The organism is Acinetobacter sp. ANC 5378, assembly GCF_013004315.1.
Classification (GTDB): domain Bacteria; phylum Pseudomonadota; class Gammaproteobacteria; order Pseudomonadales; family Moraxellaceae; genus Acinetobacter.
In genome coordinates this window covers 43,201-60,367 of record NZ_JABERK010000039.1, presented here as the reverse complement: position 1 = coordinate 60,367, position 17,167 = coordinate 43,201, and the positions used below count along the sequence as shown (strand labels likewise).

The window sequence follows — 17,167 nt, the reverse complement described above, 5'->3', positions numbered from 1 at the left end:
GTATAAATTACTTATACGAGGGATTGAATAAGGGTTTGTTGGGTAAGTAATTATTGAACTACTCGCTCAAAATCTGGTGCCTGAATATCGCCAATATCATCACCTAGCCAACGTGTACGATCCTGTTCACGTTCAGCTTTACGGATTAATTTTTCACGATAACCAGGTGCAATCATGTCCTGCATTTCATCAAAAATCATGCGATTGGTTGCAGCCTTGGTGTACCACAAGTTCTGTGCAGGAACCTTGCCTTTTAAATACTTGAATGCCTCATTGCCTGCATTGGTTTCAGTGCCATTAGACATTTGAGTTGCATTGCCTACTGTTAAATTTAATAGGGTTTTAAAGTCTGAACTGAATGGACCACCTAAAAAGTCAGTTGCATCACGACCACTGGTATCCATACCTGCAACTAAAATATCGCCAAGTACTGGTAAACCACCACCGGCAACAAATGAGCGTTTAAGGAAATCACTATTAAAACCTAGCAAATATGGATTCTCACCATCCCAAGCAGTGAGAGGATCATTACCGTTTACTAACTCTTTAAGCTCAACAACCAAACCACCTAAAACTGTGGTCATAGCAATCAGCGAAGCAGCATAATAAGCTCTACCCTGCAAGGTTTTCTGAGCCATTGCACGTGAACCGTGACGCATTAAGAATGATGCAGAGAAAGATTTAAATTGCAGCATGGATTTTACAATCTCGCCCATAGCTGTTCCTTTTCTCAGACCAGGTGTCATAAAGGTACGTTCACGCAGTCCGGCTTCAACAACTGCCATGCCTTGCTCATCTAGTAAATGGGCCTGAAACTGTGATGCAATCTCATCTTTTACTTTTTGTGCTAGTGTTTGTTTTTCACCATCGATGCTTTTATTGAGTCGATCCATTACGTGTTGACGTTTGATTTGTCGATCAGTCACTCGATCAGAATATTCAGAAAATTCATTATCAAGTTCTTGAACACGTTTATCTAAACTCTGATATTTCTTTGTAATCGCTCTATTTGCTTCACTATCTGCTTTCTTGGTACGTGCACGTAATTCAGTTATTCGACGCTCAGCATTACCAATACGTTTCCCTAGATTTTCACCGCTTGCATAATTTTGACGAGCATGCGAACTAACTGAAGTATCAATCTTATTATCAGCTTTAGCCTTTAATCTGGTTTGCTCGACTGCTTTGTTGATTTCAAATTGCTTGCTAAACTGCTCTTGCTTTAGTGCAACCAAATCTTTTAGGTTGTTTAAGCCTTCAACTTGACGCATCGAATTTACATCACGACGACTTGCATATTTGTTTAGACGCTCAGCTAGTGTGTTTTCATACTCCTTGAGTTTCTCGGGTTTTAGCTTTTTTTTAGTTGATAACAAGTCAGTTAAATCTTTAAATTTTTGCTGAATTTCTTTGTCGTAGGTGTGGATGTTGTCTGCAATCTTTTTAGACTTTTGAGAAATTTTATTATCAAGTGACTCAAGTTCACGCCCTAGTTTTTGAGCACCACTAGCAATACGGTCAATCGACTTACCTTGTGTAATCCCATCCATAAAGCCTTTTAGGTTTTCACTATTCTTAACTGTTCGTAAATATGCATTCATATCTGACTGTGCTGCAACTGCTTCTTTTTGAGCATCCAGTAGATCAATGCGATCCTGTAATGCCTGTTTCTCCTCATTAGCTTTAGCATCTTTTCGATTAGCATAATCTTGTAAGCGAGTAGATAGCTGCTGCTTAATATCATCAATCCTCTGTGATTTATTTACAATGCGCTGATCATCCAATGTATTGCGATCATTTAATTCTTTGATCTGTGCATCAATTTCACCCACTACACGTTTTACATCGCCATCCATTGCAGCAAGCAATTTATCGTTCGGTATCTCATAAATAGAACGTGCAGACATAAGCTGATTGCCTTTACGATCCAGCACTGGTTCCGCTAAACGCATTACTTCCCATGCACGTTCACTCAATCCTGTTCCTTCCATGAGCTCACGATCAGAAGCATGCAAATCCGACCATGCTTTATCACGGCTTAATCGTCCGTATTTCTCCATAAGCATTTTAGTAAAGCCGACCTTTGAAGCTGCGGTTAAAGCGTTTAGACCAGAAATACGCATGACTTGAGATGCTATGCCACTGGACACACGTGCTAATTTTTGAGATTTACCATGCACGGAAGTTAAGCCATCATCTGCCCAACGATTAATAGAGCCGAGCATTTCTTCTGTGGCTAAACCTAAGCTGTGTGCCTGTATCCGATCTTCTGTATTTTTAGGATTTAGCTGTGTGAGTAATTCACCAAAGGTTTTACGGAATGCAATATTGTGAATAGATGCAGTTTTAGCAATCATTGCCTGATCGGTTACGGATGAAAGTGTTGTACCACCAAGCATGGCTGCAACATTCATTGAACGATATGCCAGACCTAAATTGGCAAGTACTTCTGATTGTGGTGTATTTTGCCCGGAAAACTCATCAAACATGGTTTGTGCGCGTTTACGTGATTTTCCTACGGTGTCTTGATCCAGTCCTTTTGCCCAGTCTTTTTTCTCTGCTGCATCCATCAAAATTCGCATTGCATTACGTGGATTACTGCCCAAGTTTTCAACCAGTGCGATGTCTTTAGATAGGCCATTTATGTGCGCCTCAACAAGATCAACAAAAGGCATGCCGCCGAAATCAGCCTGGTACTCCATCCATGCATCAGCATCTTTAAAATGCAACACCCGGCTTTCGCTATGGCGTGAAGTAACTTTTGAATTACCACCAAAGGACTGACGACCAATCTCTGTTTTATTGGCACCGTTACTGGTGAGCGTATCGAATGAGTATTCAAGCAATTCACGAATCTGTTGTTGAGAATAAAATGAACCATCCTCATGCACATACTTTGATGTATCAATGAGCTGTTCCGCTTTTTTTACCCAGGCTTCTTTCCCAGCTACTGCAATTTTCTCGAGACTGTGCGTTTGAGGTAAGCCCCAATCATCCAGCTTGCCAATATCACCACCGGATCTATTGAAGCGTTGACGCATGCCTTCAAATACATCACCCATCTTGTCAGATATTTTCTTGGCAGTAGCATCACCAGTATCTTGTCCAAAACGTTCACGTACAATTTTTTGAACTAATTCTGCATCAGTGAATACACCCATGCCGCCTTTAATTTTGGTATAGAAATCGACAAGCTGACCACGGTAAATTGAAGCAATGGCACGTGATTTAGAGTCTAAGGATTGAACCCCTGACATATCACCATGCGGTGCAACCATGCGATCTACAACCTCACTGGCTGATAATGTCGGATGATCTAAAGCAGCAAGGTTTTTAGATTGAGTTAGAATGTCCTGTGCAGCTATTTTATGCTTTCGTTTTAATTGTTCTTGAATATCAGTTGCAACAAATTCACCGGCTTTCACTAACTTGTCTGCATCGGATAAATTGCGCCAAGTCTGAATGTCTTTTTTGGCAAGGCTTCTCATGGCATCTTTGATACGATTTTCAATGTCCGTGGCTTCTTGTTGGTTTAATGATTGCTTTCCGAGTGCTTTGGCTACGGCTTGCTTGCATTGGTCTTTCATTGGTTATTCTCCAAACTGTAGCGCACAGCTAATTGCTGCTTGAGTTGCAATTGTGTCTTGTTCTGCTTGTTTTACTTCGGCTTCCAGTTCATCCAGACGTTCACGCAAGGTCATGGTTATTTCTTCCATTTCACCATCTGGACGCATACGACTGACTGAAATTTCCTGATCAGGATTTTGCATGATGATATCTAAAGCGGCTGATTCTTCTGGACCATCACCAAACAATGAACCTTGTCGCGGATCCCCCATAGATTCAATTTCATCTATTCGGCTTTGAATGTTTTCACCAATCGCTTTTGCACTACGATTGTTTTGATCAAATACATTTAAGAAATCACGCGCACCAGGTGCAAGTCCATCATCAATCAACTGGCCTTGATTTAAATAATCATCAACACGCATACCACTGGCTTTTAAATCACTCAGCTTTTGTGCTGCTTGTGCCAAGTCTTTCGCAATACTGTTTTGATGACGACCACCCTGTTTCACCAATGCATCTAATTGTGAAAGCTGCGGAGCTGCACGAAGCAAAGCATTTAAAACGGTCTTACTATCATCATCCAAGTTTTCAGCTAGTCTAGTTACAAGACCAGAATCACCGTATGCATGCTGAGTGATAGCCGATTCAATACGACGTTTACCTTCTTGAGACAAACGGCCATCACCAGTGATAACGCTACCCTGTTCCGCTTTTGGTAGCGATGCAATGAAGTTGCGAACATAGTCCATGGACTGATCTAAATTAATGGTACCGTCGCTATTAATTTGAAGAAGTGAAGCATCAGGTAAACGATTCACGTCACTGGCTGCGCGTTCAGATGCGCTGAATTGCGCCACATCAGACTCATTGGCTAACTTGGTGAATTGCACACGATCAGTATCTGAAAGCCGTGTACGCACTAAGACAGGCTTATCAATTCCTGATATGTCCCACCCCTTTTCATTTGCATATTGTTCGATGTAAGCACGATATTCTTCAGCACGACCATTTTCATAGGCTTTACCAATGGCTAGTGTTCGACCATTGCCTGATTCAACAACATTATCCATGCCGATAATTGGCGCACCATCAGACAACTTATAGGATTCACCTAATAATTCAGGACGTAAATCATTAGCCATGTTCTCAATCTGCTGACGTGATGCTTCACGCGTCCGATCACGTGGCTGTAGTTCAGATGGGTAATTGGGATTAACTCCATAAGCTGCATCATTTGAAGCTATAAGCTCGTTCAGTGATTTAACTTCATAGGCCATGTCATAGCTTGAGCCGTCCATCCCAAAAGCAGTACTTGTTCCATTGCCGCCATACCGTGTGCTTAATTGATTCCACTTGGTTTGCCATTTACCAATAGCCTGACCAACAGTGAGACCAGACATACCGTTATTTTTCACAATGGCATCGGCATTCTTTGAATCGTATTTACGGACGATATCAATCAGACTTGCATTTGGATCTGCTTTTAATACTGCAGCTGCTCCACCTGGTCCAAGTAAATGACCTAAATATTGTTCATGTGCAACTGGTTCACGCCCAAGACTTTTACGCATCGATGCATTGGCATTCTTAATGTGTTTCAAACCTTGCTTGATTTGCTCATCAACATTGTTTCGATCACCACCGCCTTGCTGCTTCCATGTTGGGCCAATGATCTGAAATAAACCGTGTGCGGTAGATTTTTTATTTTTGGCTGTATGGCTGAATGAACCACCTGTTTCAAGATGGGAAATGGTTAAAGCTACCGATGGATCTACACCCTCTTGCTGTGCTTTACGCGCAATTGTTTTTGCATTGTTTGGTAAAGCCATCGAATCATAATTGATAGGCTTTTGTTTTTCTTCACCCTTAACTTCATGGACCACATTAACCGGATGGCCTGCTTTTAAGTTTTCAGTCGCTGCATTCAGATTTTTAAGATGGTTGTTATGTTGGATTGGGTTGCTTGGCTTAACTGGTGCGGCTGCATCTTCAAGCTGCATTTCATTGACCACCAAAGCAGATTGAACTTTGGTATTTTTAGCTTCTATATCATCAGCACTTAAATCTTTTAATTCTGCATCAACATCAGCATTCAGACGGTTTTGAGCATAACGACCCGCACCAAACAATAAGCCGTTTAGTGCAAGCTCAGTGGCTACACTCTCCCCTGTGACTTCATATTTTTTGGCTTGCTTGTCGTAATCCCCTGCTTTAAGAATCTCACCACTTACAACCTGACCACCAGTAGACAATGCGGTTGCACCGCCAATGGATAAAGCCGCATCTTTAGCTATGCCGCCTGTACCTTTAAAACCATATGACATAGGTAATGCAGCGGATGCCCCCGCCACCACACCATCAACAATAGCCACCTTTCCAGCGGTTTCAGAATCAACACCTTTGCGTGTTAAATCTTTATAGCTGTAATTGGTTTCAGATAAACCTGTAGTGGAAACAGCACCAGGTACACCGCCGAGTATCAAACCAACTGTATTTCGTGTGGCAAAGTCACCTACCCCAAAACCGATATTACCGACAAGACCTGTATTTTCTTTATCTTCCAGTTTTTCGATTGTTCCGAAAACAAGATCATCACGTGCTTTGTCTTGTTTAGATTTGTACTCAGCATAAGGTTCAATAAATTCATCCGTTTGAACGTCACGAAATGAATAAGAAACACGGTCAACAACTGCATCAATCGGCTTGGTAATCGTATCAACTGCTTTGGCAAAACCTGCACCGGCACCACGTGGAATAGATGAAGCCGCACCATCAAATAAGCCCGGCTCTTTTTTCTGTTGAGTTTCTTTATGTGCAAGACCCTTGGTGTTTACTTCATCAACCTGACGCTGATCTTCACCTGAATATTCGGATAGCCAGTTACTCACTACTTGGTCGCTCCCATGATATTGATGCGCCAGTAATTACCACCTGATTGCAATGGATTGCCGCGCTCATTGATCAAATCGTATTGAATCTCACCCTTTGCTGATCGCTTATCTGAGCGACGCAAACGAAGACCTTCAAGCTCGGATACTGGAATGCCTGTATTCTTTGAAATGATTGCATAACCGCTTTCTAAATGGTTGCTGAATATCTTATCTTCCATGCCGTACGGCTTAGACACTTTCCATTTTTTTTGATTGCCATATTTCACGTCTTGGTCATACACACCACCAGTGGCTAAACCTAAAGCAATGTTGGTAATATCCTTACTGATATCATCTTTGTCTTTGTGTTGATAGTTATCACGCTCAGTTATGTGAGCATATAGTGATTTAAATGATGCAAAGGTCATATTGGCGGTATTGCCACTTACAGTGCTGCCGACATACTTATTAAATTCCTGTTTAAGCAAGTCGTCTTTTGGCATGATTAATTGCTTGTTTTTAAGTGCTTGAGTACCGCTAATAATTGCAGTTGCTACATCTTCACCCTTAGTAGACTTAAAGTTATTCATGCGCGCAATGCCTGCCATGATGTATGACTGATCACCACCACCTAACTGACCTAGAGTAGCCCCCCAAATTGCATGCCCTTTGGTGCCGTACTTTTTAGCATTGGAAACTAAGCCACTAATGAAATTCAGTTTTTCATTCACACCCATAGCTTCAAAAGTCTTTTTAGCCTCGGGCAGATCCTCGGCTGAAATAGGTGCAAGTTTTATATTTGGGTCTTTTAGCGCCAACTGACTTGTGCCGTTATCAATGGCTTTTTGCGCCCATGAAGAAGGATTGGTTTTTAATTCAACTGCACTCAGTTCATTAACCTTTAGACCTGTTTCACGTACAACTTGATTGGGGTTGTCTTTAAGTACGCTTAATTTCTCTTTATACAAACTTTCATATACACCCAAAACCTTTTCTTCAGTCACAGCATCATTGGTTTTGCTGTTCTTCATTTTGGCTTTTTGTTCGTTAATCAATGCCAATTGTTCACTGGTAGACTTACGGCTGAAGCTTTGAAAGTTCCCAGACTGTTGTTTGTAAAATTCATATTCAGCTTCATGCTCAGTACCTTTTACTGCTGTACCTACATTTGCCAGATAATCATCATCCAAAGCACGACCTGTCAAAACCTGAGATTTAAAATCATTCAGGTATTTTCCCGCCTCACTTTCTCGCTTATTTTCCTCTGCTTTGATTTGCGTATTCAAAGCCTCAATGCGACTCAAAGCCTGTGTTTTCTTTTGCTGTGCAGTCGGTCCATCGATATAACCGTATTTGCCTGAGTCCAAGTCAGTGATTAACGTCTGTAGTTCAGCGGTGTTCTTGCCCGATACAGCGACTGTAATACGGTCGTCAATATCCATTCCGTCACGTGTAGATTCATATTTATAAAGCCGTTCCTGTTTGTCAGCTTCAGATAAAGATGAGTTTGCAAGATTGCTTGTAAGATATTCACGACCTTCCTTTCGATCATAACGTGTAGCAATATCAGAATAACGCTCTACCAGTACTGCATCCTTTTGAACATCAGCACGAAGTTGTAGCGGTAAAAATCCCGGCGCTTGCTTGGTAACATTTGAATCCCAATACTGCTTCAAATTTACTTGGGCATGACCCGGCATTTCAGCTTCAAGCTGCTTATAACGATCTTGCGACCACTTTTGTAAATTCACATTTGCATCTTGGGCTTTGGTCTTGCCATTGGATACATCATTTTTAAGTAATGTTACCTGTTCACTCATTTCGGTAGTGAGCACATCATCAAGCTTAACCTTAGCTTCTTGCTCAGCAATTTGGTTGTTGTACAATTCCAAGCGTTTTGCACTAACTTCCGCTTCACGTTGTTGCTGATCTTTTTGCTGTGCATACTGTCCAGTAACTTGCGATACGTTTTGCAACGCACCTGCAATCATTTGACCAGTTTGGTTTTGTGGCATTTGGATACGATCAACCTGCGGCATCGCATTACCAAAATTACCCATAGGAATTTTAGCCATTACTTCCAACCTCCCGAGGTGCCACTGCTAGTATTTCCTTTTGCCGCAAGTGCTGTTTCGGCTTGTTTACCCTTGTAACTACCCACTGCCGAAATACTATTTGCAACACCTGCAGCCGCAGCAGCATTGGCATTGCTACCATATTGACTAGCTGCAGCTTTTAATTGCTGTGATGAGTTATAACCGGTGATTTCAGCCATATTTGCATCATAGTTACCTGAACGTTCAATCTCATCATTAATGACAATTGCTGTGCCTTCATTCACATCAAGCCCATTTCCCGCTAGTGCTGCACGTGCGGTTGATTGAGCCTTGTCCTTTTCCTTGCGGATACGTTCAGCTTCAAGCCGACCTCGTGCCGAACTTGCTTTTGCATCTGCTTCAGCTTGTTCTTGCATGCCTTTATTAGAGTTGTAAGCTGAATAACCTGTAATAGCCACACTTGCTACTGATGCGACTGCTGCTACTGCCATCCAAGACATTATTCAATCCCCTTGCATTTGTTCGGAAGTGACGCAAGGAATTGATCAATCTCATTATCAGGCACAATTACTTGCTGTTCGATTATTTCTAAATCTGTACTTTCGGTTGGATGCACAGTGATCCATGAGCTATCTTCATGAAAATAACCAATGCGTTTTGTACCCGGCATAGACTTCAAAACCACTGGCGCTTTTAATAATTCAATGCCGTTTTCAGTTGCCACGGTTAAAGATCCAGTGAGCAAGATATTCATATGCTCGGTACGGTGCATTTTGCTCACCACTAGAGTTCCTGCGGCTGCATTCATCTGACGCATATAAACACCTGGTGCAAAGTGGTGTTCAACTGGCACATCGATCAATTCTGCATTGTCAGTAATTTGCTGCTGAACATTACGGACTACATCGATATAAGCCTTGTTTTGAATATCACCCAAGATATGGGCCAATAGGTCTGTGTTGTCTGCTGTGATAACTTCGCTCATGCTTTTAGCTCCTTATCCAAAACTGTGCCGTATTCAGTGAATCCAAAGTGCTTGTACAAACGTATGCATGCAGCAGATTCAACACCGGTTGTGGTGCCACATTGGATGCGACTTGCACCCATGAGTTGTGCCCAACGGATAAACGCCTGAATCAGCATGTAAGCTGCTCGTGATTTTCTAAATTCAGGCTTTACATATAAGCAATCATCAAAAGCAATTTTTGTATTGTTGAACCAGTCACCACCGATACGGCCCACAAAGCCACCAGCAATTTGATTGTCATGCTCAACTAAAAGAACCACACCACCACCCTTAATCAAACTGATGAAATGCTTGGCTGCATTTTCAGCAAGATAAGGACGATTTTTATAGTTCGGTGCTTCCTTAATAAATTCCCCACCCAATGCGACCATTGCAGGCACATCGGGAAGTGTTGCTACACGTAATCGCATGGTTATTTCTCATTGATAGACATTTGCATAGCTATAGCTTGCAAGTGAAACGGTAGCGGTTTGTTGTGTGAAATGATTAAGGGTACTTTGTGTAAGTCTTCCCATGAGCCACCTTCATTTAAGTGATACCCGGTGTATGGTGGTTTAGGACCCAGCAGATTGTCTTCATATGTGAATAATTCGATTAATTCGCCGTTGATTTCTGGTGCAATCGTTTTATTAAAGAAGAAACTTATGCGGTCTACTTTTGCCTTGTGCATCATGGATGACATTGGCGCTTGGCTTAGTTCAGGTGGGAACAGCTCAACAATGCATTCAATAGCCTGACCAAAATTAGCACCGTCAGTTCCTACACCAACTTGATAAACAGCATCACCTTCACGCTGATAAGCAACAATATTGGTTAAATAACCTGGTGCGCTCGTTCCAGATCTTTGCGAATCAACCAGTGCATCAAAAGACAACTCTTCTAAGCAAACAGTGCCACCACGATTGATGAGCATGAATGCCCTGTCTGCACCTAGTTGGGTTGGCATAGAGCTAATACTAAGCACAGATCCACCGAAGTCATGCTGCGCCCATGCAATTACTTCTTGATCTCGATTGAATGTAATTGATGCAACTTTGCCATCACCCAATACACACCAGACAATATTTTCAGGTTCTTGCTGATATGAAATTTCATTGATGCCTTGGTGTATTTCACCAATGTGCGAAGATAAAGAGCTAATCTCTGGCGAAACCAAACCATCTACTTCAAAGCGGTATGTCAAAGCACGTACACGCTCACCGCCACGTTGTACGAATAGCAATTCATTACCCACACGTTCAGGTCGGGTAATTGGATAAGCACCATATGCACTGTGTTCGTTAATGTTCACGGTTGTCGGTGAAAGCACTCCATCAGAATCAACCATGTACTCGCCACCAGAAGTGAGACATACAACACCGCGCTGTGCTTCCAAGAACAAAATACTGTTGGATAATCCAGAAGCCGAAACAATACTGAATGCATCTGCATCTTCTGAAGTTTCAAGAAAATTACCATTGTCCCCGACAGCACTAAACCAAATTTTATTCGGTGCTTTTTTGGTATTCGCAATCACTAAGCGTTGTTTGTAGTAGGTGCAGCAACGTGGATAGCCATTTTCGGAGTTAAAAGCAGGTGGAAGAATCCCCCATGCACGTTCAATTGCTAAAATATCAGCATCAAGCTTTTTAATGATTTCACCGTTGACTTGGTTTGCATTGATGTACTGGGTGATCTTGATAATCCCCCCATTTACTTCAAGATAATTACCTATATCTGCTGCGGTAAATGTAGCACCTGCTATAGCTGTGGTAAGTACCCAATCTGATGTACTTGTATTCGGCTGCTTCTCACTGTTATCGCGTGTAGCTTGATAATAGGCACCTAAATAGCTAACGACATCGCCAGTCAAATAAGCCTGTGTATTCACCCACCCGCTAATGTCACTCAGAATGAATGAAACAAATGCACCCAAATCCTTTCCTGATGGCTTGCCTTTACGGAATGGGTAACGTGCGTTTTCAGAGTCTGTTGGTACATGGGTATAAACAAACTGATTTACCTGCCAATTAGTAAAATCTGAATCACATCGCAGACGCTGCACTGGTACATCGTTATGCGTCAAGAACAATTCAAATCGGTATTGAACAAACTGAATATTGGGTATTTGTGCCGCCGTGTATGGCGTGGCAATAGTAGCAACGATGACTTTTTGACGTGGATCAAATACCTCTATTGCAAGGGGTTTTAAGATCAGCATGTACGAGTTATTGGAGTTTACAACGAAAGGGATTAGACGGATCGCATTATCCTGAGTACTTAAAAAGAAAGTACCTGGTCTTTTCCGTACTCCACCCTCAACCAGTGGAATCACATTTTTAAGCGTCTTTGCACCGTTGCCGTACTGTTGGATATCGGTGCGCGTATACAGTGTTGGAGCCAATTCCCCAGCACTGAAATTATTCTTCATGATGTGCTGTTTCATTAGTAACGCACCCCCATCAATGAAGGGTAATAATCTGCTGCAAAATCCTGTGCTGGACGTTCTTGGCCATTGATCGCACGTGCTTGTTTAAGCATGTTCTGTAATTTCTGCCATGCGCTATCCGCTTCGGTTTGACTGCCTGTAATCGGCTTAGCCAGTTTATGTACCAGATACAGCGCCATGCATTCAGAAAATAATGAATCCCATGTTTGTTCGTTGTCATTGTCTGAGACATACACCAGGTTAATTAAATTGGTATCAGCAAGAATATGACGCTCTTCAAACTCATAGCTGTATTCACCTGCACTAATCACACGGATGAAATCTTTAGGTAATGGAAAAGCATAGCCATAACCAAACGCTGGGTAAGTGGTCACTGGTGCAAGTTGTGCGCGTTTTTTAGCAAATGACCAAGGATGCATACGAAGCAATGCCCGACGTGATGAATCATAGACAGCTGCACAACGACGTGCATTTTCTGTGTTGTCATCAAAGGATTGGATTGTCTTGGCACCGATCATGCTCAATGCTTCATTGCAGATTGAAACTTTTGTAGTTGTCATAGAAAAAGCCCTCAAGTTTTAATGATCTTGAAGGCTTTGAGGGTTTGGTTTGTTGGGTGTTAGCCGTGGAACAAGCGATAACCTTCCAATTCCCAGAGTTTATTTTCTGCGATTTCTAGAACATCTTTTGTGGAATATTGAATCCCAATTTCTTCATTAAAGTTTTCAGGATTTACCGATTTTGAAATTGCCGTGCCTAAGTAAAATTTATCATCAAGCCAGGCAATTGCCAGCACATGCGGAATAGGTGTTATACAAGTTGTTGTGTGCACCACCACACGATCCATAAGAGCATCGATCTGATTTTTAGTCACACGCGGTGCTGCTGCTTTTTCTGCAAGTTCTTGTTCTGTTACTGGTTTTCCTTCCCCTGTATCTGATTCATTATCTTCAATAGCAAACTTACGTTCAAATTCAGCCTTGGGTAGCCATTGCACATAACCATCATATTGTGGTGTATTTTTTTGACCTGCTGAATCTTCAACTAAGAATCCAACATCATCACCATTTTCATTTTCAGGCAATCCCCATTCACGAAAGTCATTGTATTCTTGGCGAGTCATTGCTATTGCAGATACCCAAACAACAAGTGAACGTGCTAATAATTTTTTACTCATCTTATTTTCCTTTCTCTTTTAGACAATCACGGCACACCTTGATTTCTTCATCATCAATCGTGTATTCAACTTCAGTCGCACCATGAAAACCAAAAAGACACATTAGGAATTGAATCATTTTGGCTGCTCCTTATAAAAAAGACTTCACACCCTGCTCAGAGGTGTGAAGCCAAAGGTTGACTGTTAGACTACAAAATCAATCGCGACTACTTTGGTTTCATTCGCACGACCTGCTGCAAATGAATGAACACCACCAACCTGTTTCATGTTCTTTTTGTCTGGACGAGTCGAGATATCGAAGCTTGTAATATCTGCATCGCCAAAATGTACGGCAGATCCACAGTAAACAACGGTACGCTTAGTTGTTTCAGCTGTAGCACCATCGTTTAGCTTTTCGTACGGAATCCAGTTGAAGCCTAACCACTTGCCACCAACACCACCTTCTTGCAGCATTTTACCAGCCATGAAGTCGGCAGATGTAAGCGTAGTATCGCCCAAGATTTTCTCAAGCATTGTTGAGCTGTACAGAATGTAAAGCTGCTCGCCGTTATGCTCATCGTTTTCGTTTTTACGGAAAATTGATTTAGCTTTTACAAGCTGCTGCTTCAATGTGCCGAATGCCGACAAGATGATTTGACCTGCTGGCAATGCAACCGCAGTAGTAGAAGTAGCACCTGCATCATCAACCACTTTACGGCTTACAGAACCAACTGCCGCTTGATAAATAATGTCGTCAATTTTTCGACCACGCGCACTCAGCAAAAGCTTCATGTATTTATCTTGTGGATTGGCTTTTAACTTTGGAACATCACGCGGTTCAATCGGAATGAATAGATCAAAGTCATTCATCAAGACTGAGCGCACACCTGCATCCGGAATTGTCCAAGTCGTGTTGCCCATACGAGCACCAGACGCAGACATTTCCACTTGGCCCATGTCATTAATCGTAAAAGATTCACCCGTAATCTTTCCGCGATTTACAACAGTTTTAAGCAAGCGCGATTCATTCTGTGCTGACGCAATTTCATATGTGTCATGAAACTGCTGAACAAATGCCGCCGTGATTTTGTTTTCGTTAGCCATTGGCTATCCCCTTATTTGTAAGTCTTGCTGTAGTAGCGTTCAACTTGCGCGGACACAGACTTGTGATCTGGGTGCTTATCGTTTAAATACGCTTCCGATTCCATCAATGATTGAACATCTACACCACCGCTTTGTTGGGTGTTAGAAGGGGGTGTATCTTCATTAAGCTGCTGGCCAAAGTAAGCTGCCATTTTCAATACCAGTGGATTGTTACCAAATTCAGGGCTGTTCACTTCTTCAGGTGTGAGAATGCCGTTCTGAATAGCATTATTTGCAGCTGCTTGTGCATAGCCGAAATTAGTATCTGTATCTGTACCCCAAGTTTCTTTCATGGCAGATACACACGCTTCATTGTCTAAAGCTGCATTACCTTCCATGAGTGAAGGAATCAACTGGCTATATTCACCCAGCAAGAAATTTAAGCTCTTACTGTCCAGACCTGCTTCACGTGCACGCTCTAAGAACTCTTGGTTTTCAGGAATCGCCTTGAATTCATCAAAGTTAAAACCTTCAACATTGACTTCATAACCATCGATAGAATCAGGAACGGTGACTACTGGTGGTTCGATTGGTTCCGCAGGCGGATCATTTGGATTTGGTCCCGCAGGCGGTGCACCTAATACGCTTGGAGTTGGCTCTACTTCTGGCACCACTGGCTCATTAACTGGATCAGTCATTTACTTCTTCCTTATAGTTCGGGTTATTCGCTTGATTAATACTGTTGACGATAAAATTGATAACGCTCTGCTGTCCTAATCGGTGGCAAGTCTCACGCTCACCGCCCTTGTCATTGGATACAAAAGCTTCTTTGCAAAAGACCATGGTTAAGTGTTCAAGAACACGCTGACCGTTTAGATCCATATCAAATACATTTCGATAGGTTTCAGGCGTTGCACGCTTCAATGTTCGTGTTCGTACGAAATTACCTTGCTCTGGTTCTTCTTCAGGTTGCGCAGGTAGTGGACGTTCAGATAATTCAGCTTCAAGTTCACGGCATTTATCTAATCCTTTGAGCCAATCTCTGCGGTAATTCTCAGCAACGTCATGAGATTCTTTTACTCCTTCATTGAGAACATGCAGCCCAACACATGCAATCAGCAAAAGGATTGCCAGTACTGCGATAATTAAAATCACTGCATCACCTCCGTTCCTACTTGCTTCTCAATTCCTTTGGCTACTGCACCGCCTGCCATTTGCATCATTTGCTGTTGCTGTTGCTGCTGTGCCTGTGCTTCCTGTGCCTTCTGACGCATATCACGCAGTTCCTTAACCTCATCTGCTGTACGCATAATGTTTTGAGGAACACCACGACCATTACCGACAAACACCGCCACAGCATCAAAATCAACATTGTCTAAAATGGTTTGATCTACTTGTGCGAAGTTAGAAAGACTCATCACGTACTGTTCAGTGGCTGTCACTTCTTCCATTCGCTGACTACGTGCCATAGGTGATACAAACTTGAATGAAAGATTGCTACCCCAAAGTTCCTCAGGTGGTGGACCTAAAGCACCAGAACGAATAGCCAGACCAAAACAGCGATCTAGGATTGATTGCAGGTACTCGGTTTGAAGTCGTCCATACATAGGTCCTAACATTTGACGGATCAATTCAACACGTGTGTGAATCTCTGTAGCTGTCATTTGCGTGGTACCAATATTTGGCAACTGGTCAGCCATTAACTTGCGACGAATACCACCTTGTACGGTAGTAAGCAGATATTCAGAAATTTGAAAGTTCGTGCCGGTATCCAAACGCTTCATTGAATCAATTGAATTGGCAATGATGACTTTTCGTGGACCAATACGAACGGTATGAGGATTGAGTACGCCGTCATCTTCTGCGATCCACAGACCACCAAGATCCAAATCTGACGAACATACAGTGTTTATCATTAGCTTGTTCAGCATCTTGGCATCAGGTAATGCAATCGTCATTTGACCATTGCCATAGACCGAATTCGGCAAACGCCTTAAACGTGGTACCGAGCATGGAAATTCGTGGTACCCGGATTCCTTCATGGTGTGATTGTTATTGATATCGACGTGGTATGAAGCAAAAGGCATAGCCTTGTTGATCTGACCTGACCCCACTTGCTTACGTGGTTGAATCACATGTAGCAGCTTCATCTTTTCATCTGGTGAGTTCTTGGCTTTCTCAAGCACACTATGATGGCAGTTCTTTTCACCATAAGTATTGATCATGGTTTCAACTGTCATTTCATGTTCACGGTAAATGGTATCTATTCGACCATCAGCACGTGTTGAACCGATAAAGCAGTTCCCAATATGCCAAGACTCAAATACATAACCACCACCTGCTTCACGATCAATATCGGTATAGAGAATCCCCCAACCTGCAGTAACAATATCAGTCACAGTTTCAAAGCTTTCACTGTCAAAGTTTGCTGCATGGATATTGCGCCACATGAACTGTGCAGCATCTTCAAGCCATCGCTCACCATCGGTTAATACAGAAAGATCATCTACACCATCCGGTTGTGCTTTAAACCAGATAGCATTGGCAGGTGTTACGCCGTTCATGATCATTGAAACGAGAACTTGAACTGCATCAGCTGCTGTTGAATCGTATAAATCGGCACGTTCAGTTTCGCGCTGATTCTTGGTACCCGAACCAGAACTAAAGTTTTGCTGACGCTCTGGTGCACCGTACTTGTAGCAGTCTGCCCAATGGCTTTCGAATTGAGCACGTGCAGATTTAAGCTGATTTAAACGAGCACAAAACTTACGAGCGTCTTTTTCCATTAGCCACCGCCTAGTGTTGTTTTAGTTTTAGCGCCTTCGATCTGACCACCTAGTGCGCTCATACTGCCTGTTGAAGTTGAAGTACGACGCATAGACTTTTTAAGGTTTGCTTCAGCCGTTGCCTTTTCAGCTGCTTTTTGAGCATCGCCTTCAGGATCTTGCTGAACTACTTTTGGTTTTCCGCACATAC

The 17,167-nt window shown here is 42.4% G+C and carries 14 protein-coding genes; all 14 read right to left on the bottom strand.

Annotation, left to right across the window (positions count from 1 at the left end; genetic code table 11):
• Positions 1-50: 50 nt before the first annotated feature.
• The gene (locus HLH16_RS08730) at positions 51-3,587 is read right to left on the bottom strand and encodes a hypothetical protein (RefSeq protein ID WP_171529026.1); all 3,537 of its coding nucleotides are present in this window, start codon (positions 3,585-3,587) and stop codon (positions 51-53) included.
• Positions 3,588-3,590: 3 nt separating this feature from the next.
• Positions 3,591-6,458, bottom strand: coding sequence for a lytic transglycosylase domain-containing protein (locus HLH16_RS08725; protein ID WP_171529025.1), 2,868 nt, complete (start codon positions 6,456-6,458; stop codon positions 3,591-3,593).
• Complete coding sequence (locus HLH16_RS08720) at positions 6,458-8,515, bottom strand: methyl-coenzyme M reductase (protein ID WP_171529024.1); 2,058 nt, start codon at positions 8,513-8,515, stop codon at positions 6,458-6,460. Before HLH16_RS08720 ends, HLH16_RS08725 begins: the two co-directional genes overlap by 1 nt.
• Positions 8,515-8,997, bottom strand: coding sequence for a hypothetical protein (locus HLH16_RS08715; RefSeq protein WP_171529023.1), 483 nt, complete (start codon positions 8,995-8,997; stop codon positions 8,515-8,517). The genes HLH16_RS08720 and HLH16_RS08715 overlap by 1 nt, the downstream gene beginning before the upstream one ends.
• The gene (locus HLH16_RS08710) at positions 8,997-9,482 is read right to left on the bottom strand and encodes a hypothetical protein (RefSeq protein ID WP_171529022.1); all 486 of its coding nucleotides are present in this window, start codon (positions 9,480-9,482) and stop codon (positions 8,997-8,999) included. Before HLH16_RS08710 ends, HLH16_RS08715 begins: the two co-directional genes overlap by 1 nt.
• Complete coding sequence (locus HLH16_RS08705; RefSeq protein WP_171529021.1) at positions 9,479-9,934, bottom strand: GNAT family N-acetyltransferase; 456 nt, start codon at positions 9,932-9,934, stop codon at positions 9,479-9,481. Before HLH16_RS08705 ends, HLH16_RS08710 begins: the two co-directional genes overlap by 4 nt.
• Before the next feature lie 2 nt (positions 9,935-9,936).
• Entirely contained in the window at positions 9,937-11,949 is a 2,013-nt protein-coding gene (locus HLH16_RS08700) for a phage tail protein (RefSeq protein WP_171529020.1), read from the bottom strand.
• Complete coding sequence (locus tag HLH16_RS08695) at positions 11,949-12,512, bottom strand: phage connector family protein (RefSeq protein WP_171529019.1); 564 nt, start codon at positions 12,510-12,512, stop codon at positions 11,949-11,951. The genes HLH16_RS08700 and HLH16_RS08695 overlap by 1 nt, the downstream gene beginning before the upstream one ends.
• Positions 12,513-12,571: 59 nt before the next feature.
• Positions 12,572-12,907, bottom strand: coding sequence for a Gp49 family protein (locus tag HLH16_RS15760; protein ID WP_350643839.1), 336 nt, complete (start codon positions 12,905-12,907; stop codon positions 12,572-12,574).
• A gap of 405 nt (positions 12,908-13,312) precedes the next feature.
• Positions 13,313-14,212: a phage capsid protein gene (locus HLH16_RS08685; protein ID WP_171529018.1), complete on the bottom strand. Its 900-nt coding sequence runs from the start codon at positions 14,210-14,212 to the stop codon at positions 13,313-13,315.
• A gap of 11 nt (positions 14,213-14,223) precedes the next feature.
• Positions 14,224-14,889, bottom strand: a complete 666-nt coding sequence (locus tag HLH16_RS08680; RefSeq protein WP_250850258.1) for a hypothetical protein — start codon at positions 14,887-14,889, stop codon at positions 14,224-14,226.
• Positions 14,882-15,346, bottom strand: coding sequence for a Bbp19 family protein (locus tag HLH16_RS08675; protein WP_171529017.1), 465 nt, complete (start codon positions 15,344-15,346; stop codon positions 14,882-14,884). The genes HLH16_RS08680 and HLH16_RS08675 overlap by 8 nt, the downstream gene beginning before the upstream one ends.
• The gene (locus HLH16_RS08670; RefSeq protein ID WP_171529016.1) at positions 15,343-16,977 is read right to left on the bottom strand and encodes a portal protein; all 1,635 of its coding nucleotides are present in this window, start codon (positions 16,975-16,977) and stop codon (positions 15,343-15,345) included. The genes HLH16_RS08675 and HLH16_RS08670 overlap by 4 nt, the downstream gene beginning before the upstream one ends.
• Positions 16,977-17,165, bottom strand: a complete 189-nt coding sequence (locus HLH16_RS08665; protein ID WP_171529015.1) for a hypothetical protein — start codon at positions 17,163-17,165, stop codon at positions 16,977-16,979. The genes HLH16_RS08670 and HLH16_RS08665 overlap by 1 nt, the downstream gene beginning before the upstream one ends.
• Positions 17,166-17,167: the final 2 nt, after the last annotated feature.